The organism is Pseudoalteromonas sp. S3785 (assembly GCF_005887365.1).
Taxonomy (GTDB): Bacteria; Pseudomonadota; Gammaproteobacteria; order Enterobacterales; family Alteromonadaceae; genus Pseudoalteromonas.
Genome location: NZ_PNCT01000048.1, coordinates 24,494 through 41,076, shown reverse-complemented (window position 1 = coordinate 41,076; position 16,583 = coordinate 24,494). Strand labels below are relative to the sequence as shown.

Here is a 16,583-nt window from a genome sequence, read left to right as displayed (position 1 = left end):
GCGCTATGGCTGTACCGCCTAAAATTGAAGGGCGATTTATAGAGTTACAAGACACTTACACTTCACCCATTTGGACAAAAATAAACTTTCAGCAGCAATATATAACACCGCCTGCGGTATTTATGTTGTCAACTAATCAAGGCGGTAACCCCGCTATAGTGAGAATACGCAATGTAACAACCACAGGGTTTGAAGCACTTCCCCTCGAGCCATCGGGAGAAGATGGCGAGCATATAACCATGGGCGCGCATTATTTAGCGGTAGAATACGGAGTGCATGAATTTCCTGATGGCACCATTATGGAAGTAGGGAGCACCGACTTACGCCTTGAGCTGCAATATGGTGCTAAGTCGGGATTTGCTCCCATCACACCGAAAGGTTATAAAGCCCTAACTTTTGATAAACCATTTACTGTTAGACCCAACTTTTTTCACTCGTTACAAACACTTAATAGTTTAGATAGTAACCCGCCGTCTCAAGCGCTTGTGCCCTTTTTAACGGTTGCCGTACAAAGCGGTTCTTTATCTACAGGTGGGGTAAATATAGCGTTAGAGGCCTCCGAGACCGCATTAGGTGTTATTCAAAGTGAAACGGTGGCCTACATGGCCGTAGAGCCTGGCAGCAATCGCACCTTTACTGATGACAACGGGGTCGAAGTGTTGTGGGAAACTTTCTTTACAGGGTTCGAAGTTGATGGCTGGAGTGATGGATGTAACTACTTTAATTTTAACAATAACTTTAGCGAAGCCCCGCTGGTGGTGGCAAGTAAGAACTCCCGACTTGAGGACGATGGTGGGTGGCTGCGTAGCTGTAATTTAAGAGCGGATAGGTTAGGGTTGGTTGTCGATGAGGACCGCGATGGCGATAAAGAGCGTAACCACGTAAAAGAAGAAGCCTCTATATTGGCCATGACCAGTACGTTTGTATTTAATGGTGACATTTTAGATTGCGATACTTTATTTCCTGGCGCTATTTCTACCTACAATGATGGACAAGTGCAGCTTGTTCAAGGCGTGGAAATAACCGATAGCAATGCCCAATTTATTACTACCACTAATTTAATATCAACGGCGCTAACTAACCCACCTTTATGTAATGGCCAAGGCTGTGTGGCAACCGGGTATAACTCCCTAGAGCCAAATCAAGCTGCGCAAGTCCCCACGGTCACAAACGATGGAAGCTCTACCGGTGACGTGCCTATAATGCTAGCTGGCGATTATTTTTATGACGAACTAACACTTAACTTATTAGAAGATGATTACAAGGTAACATCACCCACCCGTATCTTTTTAAAAGATACGACATCGCTAATTTCTAGCGCATTTTTAAACATAGGTAAAACAAATATAGCGGTTGAAGAAGGGGCGTATTTAGCCATATACGTAGATGGTGATGTTGCCATTGCCGCCGATGCAAATATTGCAGCATATATTGTCGCAACGGGGGAAGTAAGAATTGCCCAAAATGTTACTTACCAAGGCTCAATAACCGCTGCAACACAAGTAATAACTGAGGGCAGCTCTACGTTTGATGCGCTAGAGGTCCCTGAGAGTATTCCTGGGTTTTGCGGTATTTTTACGCCGGTTTTGCTTGATCACTACCGTATATCAATGAGTGATAACCAAGGCTTAACCTGCCAAGCAAAAGAAATGACGTTAACTGCCTGTGCAAACGATGCATGTGATTTACTCTATGATGAACCTTCAGCCCTTGACCTTTCTCCCGATAACAATGGTCAACAAAGCTGGGTAAGCGGTGAAAATATTACCTTTACAGGCTCTGCCACAGTGGCCCTCGCAAAGCGCACCACCGGTACCGTAACGCTTGGCTATAATACCGCCGACCCATCAGCACCGCTGCGTTGTTATATTAATGGCAATAACGTAGGGCTGGGCGGGTGCAAAGTGGTTTTTTCTGATGCGGGGTTTATTTTTAATAATGACACAGCCAATACAGCGAGTATCCCCACTCAATTATCTGGTAAACCCTCTAGTGAGGGTTTTAATGCCGCCGAGTTATCTATTCAAGCGGTTAAAACAAATACCACCACAGGCGTATGCGAAGCCGCATTCCCTGCAGGTGGTCAAGTTGATTTAGATTTAGCGTATACCTGCAGCGCCGGCGCTATATGTTCAGTCCCAGTACAACTGAGTAATAATGCCAATACGTATAGTGTGCAGCAAGCATATCAAACCTTTTCGCTCACCTTCGATCAAGACTCAAAAGCGCCTATTGCTATTAACTACCCCGATGCCGCTGAATTAAGTTTAAATGCACGGGCAACAATTGTATTAGACCCAATAACTAATTTATCAAAAAGATTAACCGGTAGTTCTAACGAATATGTAGTTAAGCCCTTTGGATTAGCAATGCAAGTTGCAAGTGACGGCTATGCTCAAACAGCAAACGATAGTTTATTTAGATTAACGGGTGAGTCATTTGATTTAAAAATGAATGCAGTACAGTGGCGAGCAGGGCAAGACAATAACAACGATGGCATACCAGATAACTACAGCGCTATTCATAGCAACCCCATTGCCAAACACTTCATTAGTGAGTCCCCTACAGTAACACATAGCTTAGTATTACCCAGCTCTGGTAATGAGGGGCAAATTGAAGCGCTAAATACTAATGCGTTTGCTGATACGGGAAGCTTGAGTGAATCCATATCGCAGTACGCTTATGACCAAGTAGGTATTATAAACGTGTTTGCGGGTTTACAAGATGGCGATTATTTTGGGGGGGGCGATGTAAAAGGGCAGTTAAACAACGTAGGCCGGTTTGCGCCGTCGCACTATCAGGTATTAGGTGCTCAAGCTGCTGCGCAGTGTACACAACTAGGTAGTAATCTAACGTATTTAGAACAGCCATTTGAGCTTGGCTTTACTCTGCAAGCACTTAATCATAACAACCAGCTAATGGTAAATTACAAGCAAGGTTTCGAAAAAGCTCAAGTACAAATAAATGCCGAAAACAATCAGGCCGGAAATTATGTACCCGCATCAACATTAACCAGCAGGTTAGCCAATATAACGAGTAATAGTTGGAACACCTTAACTGATGGACAGTGGCAAATGAGTGACAGCACAGCCATGTTAACGCGATTAGGCATAAATAACCCCGACGGTCCATTTACTATGGTTAATTTAATGGCCACTGTCACTAATACAGAAGGCGCTACATTAATCGATGCAAATGATGAACCAAACACGCAAACCAGCTGCAGTGGTAACGAGTGCAATAGCGTACGCTTAAATGATGTACCAATAGATTTTAGATTTGGACGTTTAGTGTTAGGAAACAATGTTGGTTCAGATTTAGATTCCTTACGCGTACCCATGCAGGCTCAGTATTTTAATGGAACCGGGTTTGTATTAAATACCGAAGATAACTGCAGCGTATTTGAGCACCCGCAGTTATCGCAAATATCGCCATCAACGCCAATATTAAGCTATGAATATAGCGCAGGAGGAGCAGGTACATTAGAGGCTGGCAGCTACCCTACAAACAATGCAATTTATGCTACACCAAATGGTAGTGGTACATTTACATTAGAATACGAAACCGAAAACTGGTTAAAGTGGGATTGGCTTGGCGATAACTCACAGCAAAACCCCCATGCTATTTTGCAATTTGGCCGCTTTAGAGGAAATGATCGGGTTATTTACTGGCGTGAAACAAGAGAATAGTTGTAAACTAAGATAATAATTGAACAAAGCTTGTGTTTTGTGCTTCAAGTACATAGCATAAGGCATTGGGTGTATTGATTTTTGATGGTTGAAAATTGTTCAGCTTTCAAAAGTGAGTACACTCTAATAAACAATAATAACGACCAAATAATTGCCGCTTTTTGGGACTGGAATATATGCGAATTGCTCCTTTATCTCTGTTAATTTCCGCTAGTTTGTTAGCTAGTAGTGCATTTGCACAAGACACAGCAACAGTAACCGGAATTGAATCAGAGATTAGTATTAAACAAACAGAATACGATAACTCGACACAAATACTCGAAAAACACTTAAAAGAAGAAAGTCAGTTACAAAACCAACTTGAACTACTTCGCTCTCGTTCTACAGAGCTAGACAAAGAGAAAAACCAAGCACTTGATGCGATGAACGAAATGTATCGCCGCATGATAGATGACCCTACGCTTGATATTAGCGCCGCCCAATCGCGCTATCAAAAAGCCGTGGTTGATCATAAGCAAAACAAAGACGACATCTCAATGCAGTTGGCGGCAATTGCATCTCGCCGTAAAGATATCGAGCAAATTCGTGTTGCAAAACATACACTTTTAAATACGCTAGAGAGCTTAAAAGAGCAATTAACCACAGCCCGAGTTGAACGTTTACGTAATGAGTTTACCCGTGAAGGGACACTTGAAGTAAACCACACAATTAACTGTAAGCGTACCGAAACGCTCGCAGCCTGTGAGCAACGCGGCCAGCAAATGGGCTTACAAAAAGCGACTAAGCGTTTTGTTGATCAAATATTTGCTAATTTAACAGAAGAGCGCATTGTTGAACCAAAACGCAACATGGCAGGCGCGCAAGTACAAATTTTAAGTAGCCATGTGGTTAATAGTGCATTTAGCGGACAAGGTAATTATAACGTTAACTTAAGCGTGACAATGCGTGGCGAAGTAAACAGCAGCCGCTTATGTAACTTACTAAGTGTAGATAATCGTTATTGTTCTGAATATGGCTCGCCACTGGCAACAACGTATCAACCAGGTTATGGCGCAACTTACTCTGATAGTCAGTTAACATTCAGCAACACCGCGGATAATACCGACACTGTGTCTGTATCGCGATTGAATAAACAGCCTGTGCGCGATTATTCAGTTAACGCTGCACCTACAAAAAAAAACTATCCATCAATTTTAAATAAAGAACAAAATCAGCAAGTTGAGCTGACTTTACGTTCAAATGTTTACGATGATGAAGTGTTTATTGACGGGGTGAGTTTTGGCTCTACGCGTTTAGTTACACGTTTGCCGCGTGGTGTGCACAACATAGAAATACGTAAACTAGGTTATAAGCCTTACAAAGTAAGAGTTGATCTAACTAAAGCACAGACTATTCATGCTAACTTAGTAAAAAAGTCTGAGTCGATTGCTGCACCGGCTTACACTCGCGAGCAACCAAAACCTGTAACACGTACAGCAAGCACTAACCGTGCTACTAATGTACAAAACGATGTTGTAGTTGTGCCCGCGGGTAAATTTAAAATGGGCGATATTAACGGCAATGGTTTAGCAAATGAGCGCCCTGTTATTGAAAAAGTAATAGCCAGTTCATTTGCTATGCAAACCAAAGAGGTAACCGTAGGTGCCTACGAAGCGTTTGTTGCCAGCACCGGTTATAAAACACAAGCAGAGCAAAGCAAAGGATGCGCGTATTATTTAAATGGCGAGCCCGTATGGGAAGCTAATTTAAATTGGCGTAACCCTGGTTTTGAGCAAAGTAGTGATTTTCCTGCTGTGTGTTTAACATTTAATGACGCGAAAGCGTATGCAGAATGGCTTTCTGGCGAAACCGGACAGCAATACCGTTTACCTAATGAGGTTGAATGGGAATACGCTGCTCGCGCAAGGACAGAAACAGAATACCCTTGGGGTAACGAAATAGGTAAAAATTTAGCTAACTGTGGTTGGTGTGGTAGCGAATGGTCAAACAAACGTGCAGCACCGGTAGGTTCTTTTTCTCCTAACGCATTTGGATTATACGACACCGTAGGCAATGTGTGGGAATGGACAGCTAAAGAGTCAGGTGAATCTGATGTGGCAGTAAGAGGCGGTGCGTGGAACTTTGCGCCTAGCCTTGCGCGTGCTTCAACACGATTAATTTTAGCGCCAGATTTTAGATCTAACTACATTGGCTTTCGCTTAGTCCGCGAACGATAGCATTTAACCAAGGAAGCCTAGCTTCCTTTTTTCACAAATTAACAAAGGTAGTTGCGCTTTATATTGCTCATCTAATTAGGCATGTTAAAGTGAGTGCAGCTAACATAAGAACGTATTTCAAAGGTCATCCAGCCTCATGTTTAAAAAACTCCGTGGTATTTTTTCAAACGATCTATCGATCGACTTGGGTACAGCCAATACCCTTATTTATGTTAAAGAAGAAGGGATCGTACTTAACGAACCTTCAGTAGTCGCTATTCGTCAAGAACGCGCTGGTGGACCTAAAAGTGTCGCTTCTGTGGGTACGGAAGCCAAACAAATGCTAGGGCGTACACCGGGTAATATTAAAGCGATTCGCCCAATGAAAGATGGCGTAATAGCCGACTTTTATGTAACCGAAAAAATGTTACAGCATTTTATAAAACAAGTGCACAACAATAACTTTATGCGCCCAAGCCCGCGTGTACTTATTTGTGTACCGTGCGGTGCTACCCAAGTAGAAAAGCGCGCAATCCGCGAATCAGCAATGGGTGCTGGCGCGCGTGAAGTGTACCTAATTGAAGAGCCAATGGCCGCAGCAATTGGTGCAGGACTACCCGTATCAGAAGCAACCGGCTCTATGGTTGTTGATATTGGTGGTGGTACTACCGAAGTGGCTATTATTTCATTAAATGGGGTTGTTTACTCATCGTCTGTGCGTATTGGTGGCGATAAGTTTGATGAAGCCATTATTAATTATGTGCGCCGTAACTTTGGCAGCCTAATAGGTGAAGCAACGGCTGAAAATATCAAGCATCAAATTGGTTCTGCGTTTAAAACAGACGAACCAATTGAAATTGAAGTACGCGGTCGTAACTTAGCCGAAGGTGTACCTCGCTCGTTTACGCTTAACTCGCACGAAATTTTAGAAGCACTACAAGAGCCACTAATGGGCATTGTAAGTGCTGTAATGGTTGCACTGGAGCAGTCTCCACCTGAGCTTGCATCAGATATTTCAGCCCACGGTATGGTTTTGACGGGCGGTGGTGCGCTATTAAAAGATTTAGATCGTTTATTAATGGAAGAAACAGGCATTCCTGTGGTTGTTGCCGACGACCCACTTACGTGTGTAGCACGTGGCGGCGGTAAAGCACTTGAAATGATTGATGTTCATGGTGGTGACGTTTTTAGTTACGATTAATGAAATTACTGTTTGGACAAACCATCTCTTTGCAACTGCGACTTTTTGTCGCAGTGCTTTTGAGCATAGTGCTCATTGCGGGCGATAAGTTTACACAAGGCGGCACGGTTGTGCGTACAAGCCTTAATACACTTGTCAGCCCATTAATTTACGTTGCCAACCTACCTTACGAAATATTTAGCTTAGGCGCTAAAAGCCTACACACTCGCGACCAGCTACTGAGCGAAAACGAAGCGCTGAAAAAAAAGCAAATGCTACAAAGCGAGCAATTGCAGCAATACCAATTTTTAGCTCGCGAAAACCAAAAGCTACGCGCGTTACTTGGCTCATCGGCTAAGCAATCTAATCGTAAAAAAATAGCCCAGGTGCTTTCTGTACATTCAAATCCTTATAGTCATCAAGTGGTTATTAACCGCGGTACCACCGACGGCCTAAGCGAAGGCCAAGCGGTAATAGATGAAATGGGGGTTGTTGGCCAGTTAACAAAAGTAGGCTCTACCACATCACGCGTATTACTCATGACCGACACAACCCATGCCACGCCGGTACGTATATTACGAAACGACGTACGCACTGTAGTTGAAGGCATAGGTAAAATTAACGTTGTAAAGCTTTCGCATGTACCTCATAGCCTTGATGTTCGCATTGGCGATGTACTTGTGACCTCAGGACTTGGCGGTACGTTTCCAGAAGGGTATCCGGTGGCGGTTGTCACCGAAATAAACCGTGATGAAGGACGCCCATTTGCCCAAGTGTTTGCCGAGCCAATTGCACAGCTAGACCGCATTCGATTGTTGGTTATTTTATGGCGCAATCAACAGGAGCAAATCAGCGATGATTAATCGTTATTCATTGTTAATTGCCCTAAGCATCTTTTTTGCTTTAATTATGGCATTAATGCCATTGCCTTTTTCGTTTGAACCCTTCAGGCCCGACTGGGTGTTACTGGTATTAATGTACTGGTCGCTGGCAGTGCCACATAGATTAAATATTGGTACCGCGTGGGTTGTTGGCTTATTAATGGACTTAGCCTTAGGCTCGCCATTAGGAGTAAACTCACTCACGTATTCTATTTGCATATTTGTGACTGCAAGTAACTTTCAAAAAATACGTAACTTTTCGCTTTGGCAACAAAGCTTATTAGTGGGTTTGTTTTTAACCTTGTATCACTTAATGCAATTTTGGCTAAATCACTTTTTATTAGGTGTTTACTTTAACCCACAATACCTGTGGCCAGTGGCAACCGGTATGGTTAGTTGGTTTTGGGTCTTTTTACTTCTTCGTAAATACCGTAGACATTTTAGGATCAGGTAATGACAACCGCAGTATATTTGGCATCGGCTTCCCCTCGACGTAAAGAGTTGTTGAGTCAGTTAGGCATTGAGTTTGAACAATTTAGTGTAGATGCAGACGAAACCCCACTTGCAAATGAGCAGCCTCATGTATTGGTTGAGCGCTTAGCTCGCTTGAAAGCGCAAACAGGCGTAGCGCTTGGTTACACAGACCGCCCAGTGCTGGGTAGTGATACTGTGGTTGTTATTGATAACGAATCGCTGGGTAAACCAAGCGACAAAAACGATTTTATTACAACGCTTAAACGTTTATCGGGTAATACACATCAAGTGCTAACGGCGGTTGCTTTTGCTACACAAACAGATGTACTGAGTTGTGTAGTAAGTACCGATGTAACGTTTAAAGCCCTCAGCGATGAAGAAATAAATGCCTATTGGGAATCTGGTGAGCCACAAGATAAAGCCGGCGGTTATGGCATTCAAGGCTTAGGTGGTCGCTTTGTTACACACATAGCGGGTAGCTATTTTGCTGTTGTAGGCTTACCTTTATACGAGACCGAACAATTATTACAAGCATTCTTAAGAAGGTAACATGAGTACAGAATTACTAATAAATGTCACGCCAAGTGAAAGCCGTGTTGCCCTAATCGAAAACGGTGTATTACAAGAAATTCAACTAGAGCGTATAGGCAACCTAGGTATTGTAGGCAATATTTACTTAGGAAAAATAAGCCGCGTATTGCCAGGCATGCAAGCAGCTTTTGTTGATATAGGCCTAGAGAAAGCCGCTTTTTTGCATGCATCAGACATAGTTAATAGCGCCTCTATCGTTGAGGGTGTAGACGACGAGCCAATTAAAAAGGTTCAAGACATACGTGAGCTAGTACGCCAAGGCCAATACATTATGGTGCAAGTGGTTAAAGATCCACTAGGCACAAAAGGGGCCAGGCTTACCACCGATATCACTATTCCTTCTCGCTATTTAGTGTTTATGCCAGATGCAACGCATGTAGGTGTAAGCCAACGTATCGAAACGGAAGAAGAACGCGCGCGGCTTAAAAAAATAGTGGCAGAATACGGCGACGACAACGGTAGCTTTATTGTCCGTACTGCAGCAGAAGGCGCCAGTGAAGCGGAGCTAAGACACGATGCTGAATTTTTACAAAAACTGTGGCAAAAAATTGTATCGCGTCGTCAAAAAACTAATAAAGCCAGTATATTACATGAAGACTTAACGCTTGCATTTAGAACTCTACGTGACTACGTAGGTGAGGATATGGAGCGCATAAGAGTTGACTCTAAACTAACCTACCAAGAACTAAAATTGTTTACTGAAGAATTTGTACCTTTGCTTTCGCAGGCACTTGAGTACTACCCTGGTGAGCGTCCTATTTTTGATTTATTTGACGTTGAAACCGAAATTCAAAAAGCACTGCACCGCAAGGTTACGCTCAAGTCGGGGGGGTATTTAATTATCGACCAAACCGAAGCAATGACCACAGTTGATGTGAATACCGGCGCGTTTGTAGGGCATCGTAATTTAGAAGAAACTATTTTTAACACCAATGTAGAAGCCACATCAGCCATTGCTAGGCAGCTACGCCTGCGTAACTTAGGCGGTATTATTATTATCGATTTTATCGATATGATCAGCGAAGATCACAAACGCAGAGTATTACATTCTCTAGAGTCAGCACTGTCTAAAGACCGTGCAAAAGCCAACATAAACGGCTTAAGCGCATTAGGCTTAGTAGAAATGACCCGTAAGCGCACCCGCGAAAGCCTTGAGCATATTTTGTGTGATGTATGTCCTGCTTGCTCTGGGCGTGGCTCACAAAAAACAGTTGAAACCGTATGCTATGAAATACTGCGCGAAATAGTGCGTGTTAACCGTGCCTATGATGCCGATAAATTTATGGTGTATGCAGCCCCTGCAGTAAGTGAAGCCTTACTCAACGATGAGTACCATAACCTAGCTGAACTTGAACTATTCATTGGTAAACAGGTCAATATCCAAACAGAGAGCCTATACAGCCAAGAGCAGTTTGATGTGGTAATGATGTAATGAAAACAAAAGCGGTCTGTTTTTTTTGTTTTAGAAAGTTATGGCAAACCTGCGCCATAATTTTAGTATTACTGGCCGTAATTGTTTCTATTTTAAAGTACACCTTACCTTATGCAAACGACTACAAAGGCGACATAGAAACCTACCTGCACGATAAATTTGCCATTAGTCTTTCTATAGGCGCAATCTCTGCCAGCTGGCATGGCGCAGGCCCTGCCTTGGTGTTAGAAGATCTGTCCTTTAAGGATAACGAAACGGCGCCCATATCGCTTACTATTGCCAAAACAAGCCTAGAACTTAACTTATGGGAGAGCATTAAAGCCTTTCAGGTAAAGTCTAATTATTTTGTTATTAATGGCTTTCATACCAGTGTAAATATTCAAAATTTATTTAATAACACCAACAACGATGACGTCTCGTTTGAGCAAAAAGAGTTAATTGAAGAGCTGTTTTTAGGAGATACAGGGCATTTCGCTATTGAAAATTCGAGTATTAATTTTATTTTAGAAGATGGTAGAGAGCGTAAATTATTACTCGAAAACATAGTATGGCAAAACCAAGATGAACAACACTTAGGCAGCGGCAGCCTAGCTTTGCCAGGTATTAGTGTGGGTAGCTTTGACGCACGTATCGCGCTTAGTGGTAAAACTATAGAACAGATTGCAGGTGATATTTACGTACAAGCAAATAGCGTAGATGTATCTAACTGGTTAGCGCAATATATTAATACTGAAAAACAACAGCTTTACACAGACATAAACTTAAAGTCTTGGCTTAAGCTCGAAAATGGGTTTATCAGCGATGTAAAAATGCAGTGGTTACCGAGTTTTGTGCACTGGCAAAATAACCAACAAGCCAAGCAAGTGAGCTTAAGCGAAGGGGGATTTCATTTATTTCCTGAGGCAAATGCTTGGCACTTAAAAAGCACGGGTCTGACATTTAGTAATAACGACACAACCTGGCCCAGTCTAGAATTTGAGGCAAACTTAGGTAAGCAAAATAAAGTGTGGCTGCAACAGGTTGATCTTTCTTTACTGAGTAACTTGGCGTCGCTAACTAATTTTGAAGCATTGCAGCCACTTTTAAACCGCAAACCAAGTGGTTTTATCGATCAAGCCTACCTAGAACTTAATCCTGATGAGCAATGGCAGTTATGGTTTTCAGCTAATAAAATTGGTTGGCAAGAAGTCTCTGGTATTCCCGCAGCGCAGGCACTTAGAGTCTCGGGGCTTATAAATCAGCAGCGTGGGCGAGTGCAGCTATTTGGCGAAAACGGCACTTTAATAACCGGCGATAGTTTCAGTAAAAACATTGATTACAACCAAATTAATATCGATCTGGATTTAGCAAAAACAGATAATTACTGGACTGTAAGCAGTAATAATATTTGGTTTGATAATAACGAAGTTACTTTAGCTGCTGAACTTAATCTAAGCCTTAGCGACGATCCGCGTTTAGATCTTTACGCAGAAGCCTATGCTGAGGATGCCACAGTAGCCGGTCACTACTTTCCGTTAAAGGCTATGAGCTCTCAACTTGTAAGCTACTTAAACGGCGCGATAAAAGGGGGCGAAGTAGCTAAAGCGCAAGTATTATTTGCAGGCCCGTTATCTGGCTTTCCTTTTACAGATGGCAGCGGCCAGTTTGATGTACTAGCACAAATAGACGATGCAACCTACGCGTTTGACCCTGAGTGGCCAGCGGTGAGTAATGCTAATGTGCAACTGCATTTTGCCAACGAGCGAATGGATATTTACAGCCAGCAAGGCCAGTTAGTTAATTTAGATGTAGGCGATAGCGTGCACGTTAGTATTGTCGATTTAATGCATGCTGATGAGCTTATTGTACAAATAGATAAACGCGCGCAAATGGAAAAACTGCATGACTTTTTTGCCGCCACGCCGATTGCAAACCCTCTGGCTAATATTTTTGAGGTGGTACAGGGTAAAGGTCAAGCTGATGCAAGCGTAACACTTTTAATTGGCTCTAAATTTAAAGGTGGAGCGAGTGTAAGCGGTAAAGTTAAACTAAAGGATTTGCCTGTTTATATTGCAGCCCCAGGTATTGCGCTTGAAAAACTAAACGGCGAGCTTAGTTTTGAAAACGATACAATTAGCATGCAAAACGCCAGTGCTTCATGGTTGGGTATGCCTCTTAGCATTAACTATAATAGTGCAAGCGAAGCTCAGCAGTACGCCGCTAATATTGATATAACGGCGCTGTTAAATGCAGATACGCTAACAACCCAGGCGCAAGGCGTGCTGAAAGGGTACCTGAGTGGGCAAAGTGAAGTTGATATAGGCCTTTCCCTTAACTTTACCGAGCAAGGCTTTAATTATCGCGCTCAGGTTAGCTCAGAGCTACGCGGCTTGACGAGCACATTACCTGCGCCTTATGGCAAAACAAGTGAGCAGGTTTGGCCGTTAACGGGCGTTGTGCAAGGCGATGATATTTCAAATCTTATTACGGCTAATGCTAATCAGCAGCTCTATTTTAATGCGATTTTAGAAAACGGGCAGCCGCGATTTAGTAATATGCATATTGTACTTGGCGAGCAAGATTTAGGGCTAAATCAAAAAGATTTAAGCGTTAATATCAATCTTGAACAAACGCAACTCGAAGCATGGTTTGAATTAATAGACCAAATAATTAAAGCTGCTCAAACGGAGCCTGGCCAGCAGTCTAAGGGTATTATGCCGCCATTAAATGAAGTGGTTGCGCATATTGACAAAGTTAATGCTAGCGACATTATTTTTAACGATTTTGAAATGCGCTTAGCACCCCAGCAAAACGACTTATATTTAAAGCTTAATGCCAAAGAGCTGCGTGCTGGCGTGTTTATTCCCAGCTCTCAGCCAAGCCAGCCAATACGTATAAATAGCGATTACTTAAGACTTAACTTTGCACCTAAAGCAGAAGACGAACTTGAGATCACCGATGTACTGCCAGAGCAAAACCTAGCGTGGCTTAACACAGTCCCTGCTATTGAATTTGAATGTGCAGATTGTAAAGTGGCCAATTACCAGCTTGATAAAGTGAGCGCGTCGTTGGTCGGGGAAGGCGACAAGCTTACTATTTCTGAGCTTGTGGTTGATAAGGGCGATCATATTTTACGTACCAAAGGGCAATGGCAAGGTGGCTTTACGCAATTTAATGGTGAGCTTAAAAGTGATGATATAGGCGCGCTATTTGATGAATTTGATATCACCACCGCAATAAAAGATTCAAAAGCCGATATTAACTATAATCTTGCTTGGCAAGGTGCCCCGTATGACTTTGATATACCAAGTTTAGGCGGTGAAGTTAAATGGGATTTAGGCGAAGGTCACATTGCTGAAATAAGCGATGGGGGCGCGCGCGTATTTTCGTTACTTAGCCTTGACTCGCTGGTGCGTAAATTAAAACTCGATTTTAGAGACGTATTCTCAAAAGGCTTTTTTTATAACAGCTTACAAGGCTCTATGCAGCTAGATAAAGGCATAGCCTACACTCAAAATACCAAAATGGATGGCGTGCCTGCCGATTTAACGATTAACGGCTATGCTAATTTAAACACCCTTGAAATAGATTACGATTTAGCAGTTGCACCGCAAGTAACATCCAGCATTCCAGTTATTGTGGCTTGGATGGTTAATCCTGTTACGGGGCTTGCTGCACTCGCGCTAGATAAAGTGATTCACTCAGCAAGGGTGATATCTGAAATTAACTTTAAAGTAACCGGTAAAATGAATGATCCAGTAGTGCAAGAGCTTGATCGTAAAAGTAAAGAAGTGACCTTACCGCAAGCTGCACAAAATCAGCCCCAAGCAGCTAGTACGCTTAAGCTTAAAGATGCCGCGGTAACAGCAACGCAATGAGTACACTAAACGCCAATCTTGTTGCTTTGCAAATGTGTTCAAGCACCGACCCCGATGAAAACTTGGCAACCCTTGCCAATGCGTTAAATAAACTACCCGCAACGAGACCAATACTTGTGTGTTTACCCGAGGCGTTTTTAGTATTTAGTAAAAGTGGCTATGATACGCTAGCGGTTGCTAAACGCATTACACACTACAAGCAGCAACTAAGTGCATTGTGTAAAAAGCATAATATTTGGTTAAATGCGGGCACTATCCCCGAGCCACATAAAAATGATAAATACTTTGCGGCCTCGCACTTATTTAATAGCCAAGGTGACTGCGTAGCCACGTATAATAAAATGCATTTATTTGATGTTGATGTGGCCGATAAAACCGCTAGCTACCGAGAATCAGACTTTACCCAGGCAGGTGAAGATGTAGTGGTGGTTGCTACACCGTTTGGTAAAATTGGCTTAACAGTATGTTATGATTTGCGCTTTAGTGGGTTATTTAGCACACTTGTACGCCAAGGGGCAGAAATAATTTTAGTACCCAGTGCATTTACAGTCCCTACCGGGCAAGCACATTGGCAACCCTTATTAAGGGCACGTGCAATAGAAACGCAATGTTACGTTATTGCAGCGGCGCAGTATGGAACGCATCAAAATGGCCGCCAAACATACGGCCACAGTATTATTATTTCACCGTGGGGCGAGCAAATAGCAACGCTTAAAAGTGGGGTAGGGTTTATAAGCGGTTACGCCGACCTAAACCAATTAAATAAAATTAGAAGAGATATGCCCGTGCAATCTCATCAACGATTTAGAGAGCATTTATTATGAATTCGGTTGAACAGCATTTATTACACGACAGCCAGCTAAATCGAGAAGAACTCGAAAAAACGCTCGGGTATATTCATCAGCACAAAGTGGATTACGCCGATTTATACTTTCAATCAAGCCATCATGAGTCATGGGTGCTTGAAGACGGCTTAGTAAAAGAAGGCTCTTACAATGTAGAGCGTGGCGTAGGTGTACGTGCCGTTAGCGGTGAAAAAACAGGTTTTTCTTACTCTGATGCCATTAACCTTGAAGCGTTAAACAAAGCCGCAACGGCGGCTCGTAGCATTGCCGATGCAGGCGAAGATAAAACCATTAAAGTATTTAGTGATGTGAAAGCAAAAGAGCAATTTGCCCCGCATCAGCCAATATCAAGCATGAGTGACAGCGATAAAGTGAGTTTATTGCGTGAGCTTGAAAACTACATTCGCGAACTCGCCCCTGATGCGCAGCAAGTAATTAGTTCAATGTCGGCGGTATACGAAGAGGTATTAATTGCTGCCAGCGATGGCACGTTTGCTACCGATATACGCCCGCTTATTCGTTTAAACTGCTCCGTTTTGCTTGAAAAAAACGGTCGACGTGAACGTGGTGGCGCAGGGGGCGGTGCACGTTTAGATTATGGCTACTTTAAAGAGCTAGTTGAAGGCAAGCCACGTTGGATGGGCTTTGCAGAAGAAGCCGTACGCCAGGCTAAAGTAAACCTAGAGGCAATTGATGCACCGGCTGGCACAATGGAAGTTGTACTTGGTAATGGTTGGCCAGGTGTGTTGCTACACGAAGCGGTAGGGCATGGTCTTGAAGGCGACTTTAACCGTAAAGGCGCGTCGGCATTTAGCGGTAAAGTGGGGCAAAAAGTAGCGTCTGAGCTGTGTACTGTAGTTGATGATGGCACCATGGCCGATCGCCGTGGTTCACTTAACGTTGATGATGAAGGCACACCTGCAGCTTATAACGTACTTATCGAAAACGGTATATTAAAAGGCTACATGCAAGATAAGCTCAATGCGCGTTTAATGGGCGTAAACCCAACCGGTAATGCACGTCGTGAGTCGTATGCGCATTTACCTATGCCACGTATGACTAACACCTACATGCTAGGGGGCGAGCATAGCCAAGCCGATATTATCAGCTCAGTTAAAAAAGGGGTATTTGCACCAAACTTTGGCGGCGGCCAAGTAGATATTACTTCAGGTAAGTTTGTATTTAGCGCATCAGAGGCGTATTTAATTGAAAACGGTAAAATTACCCAGCCAATTAAAGGCGCAACGCTAATTGGTAATGGCCCAGAGGTTATGCAACATATTTCTATGGTAGGCAACGATTTAGCCCTTGATAAAGGCGTAGGTGTCTGTGGTAAAGATGGCCAAAGCGTTCCTGTAGGGGTAGGTCAACCAAGCCTTAAAATAGACCAACTCACAGTAGGTGGCACCGCATAAAACAATAAAGCGCGAAGCAATTCG

The 16,583-nt window shown here is 43.1% G+C and carries 10 protein-coding genes; all 10 read left to right on the top strand.

The genetic code is table 11. The features are described 5' to 3' along the window. The first annotated feature begins 5 nt into the window (after positions 1-5). The 10 genes from CWC17_RS12400 (at position 6) to tldD (ending at position 16,559) form a co-directional block, all read left to right on the top strand. Positions 6-3,689, top strand: a complete 3,684-nt coding sequence (locus CWC17_RS12400) for an H-type lectin domain-containing protein (RefSeq protein WP_249935921.1) — start codon at positions 6-8, stop codon at positions 3,687-3,689. Between the two features lie 176 nt (positions 3,690-3,865). After that, positions 3,866-5,905: a formylglycine-generating enzyme family protein gene (locus CWC17_RS12395; protein ID WP_138613126.1), complete on the top strand. Its 2,040-nt coding sequence runs from the start codon at positions 3,866-3,868 to the stop codon at positions 5,903-5,905. 136 nt (positions 5,906-6,041) lie between these two features. Beyond that, entirely contained in the window at positions 6,042-7,085 is a 1,044-nt protein-coding gene (locus CWC17_RS12390) for a rod shape-determining protein (protein WP_002958401.1), read from the top strand. Then, positions 7,085-7,927 (top strand): rod shape-determining protein MreC, encoded by an 843-nt coding sequence (gene mreC, locus CWC17_RS12385; protein WP_024032490.1) that lies wholly within the window; start codon positions 7,085-7,087, stop codon positions 7,925-7,927. The genes CWC17_RS12390 and mreC overlap by 1 nt, the downstream gene beginning before the upstream one ends. Then, positions 7,920-8,399: a rod shape-determining protein MreD gene (mreD, locus tag CWC17_RS12380; RefSeq protein WP_004585757.1), complete on the top strand. Its 480-nt coding sequence runs from the start codon at positions 7,920-7,922 to the stop codon at positions 8,397-8,399. The genes mreC and mreD overlap by 8 nt, the downstream gene beginning before the upstream one ends. Next, positions 8,399-8,968 (top strand): Maf family protein, encoded by a 570-nt coding sequence (locus CWC17_RS12375; RefSeq protein ID WP_138613124.1) that lies wholly within the window; start codon positions 8,399-8,401, stop codon positions 8,966-8,968. Before mreD ends, CWC17_RS12375 begins: the two co-directional genes overlap by 1 nt. A gap of 1 nt (position 8,969) precedes the next feature. Continuing rightward, positions 8,970-10,442: a ribonuclease G gene (gene rng / locus CWC17_RS12370; protein WP_055014627.1), complete on the top strand. Its 1,473-nt coding sequence runs from the start codon at positions 8,970-8,972 to the stop codon at positions 10,440-10,442. Next, the gene (locus CWC17_RS12365; RefSeq protein WP_138613122.1) at positions 10,442-14,299 is read left to right on the top strand and encodes a YhdP family protein; all 3,858 of its coding nucleotides are present in this window, start codon (positions 10,442-10,444) and stop codon (positions 14,297-14,299) included. The genes rng and CWC17_RS12365 overlap by 1 nt, the downstream gene beginning before the upstream one ends. Continuing rightward, a complete protein-coding gene (locus tag CWC17_RS12360; protein ID WP_138613120.1) occupies positions 14,296-15,123 on the top strand; it encodes a carbon-nitrogen hydrolase family protein in 828 nt (275 codons plus the stop codon). Before CWC17_RS12365 ends, CWC17_RS12360 begins: the two co-directional genes overlap by 4 nt. After that, a complete protein-coding gene (tldD, locus tag CWC17_RS12355) occupies positions 15,120-16,559 on the top strand; it encodes a metalloprotease TldD (RefSeq protein ID WP_055014630.1) in 1,440 nt (479 codons plus the stop codon). Before CWC17_RS12360 ends, tldD begins: the two co-directional genes overlap by 4 nt. Positions 16,560-16,583: the final 24 nt, after the last annotated feature.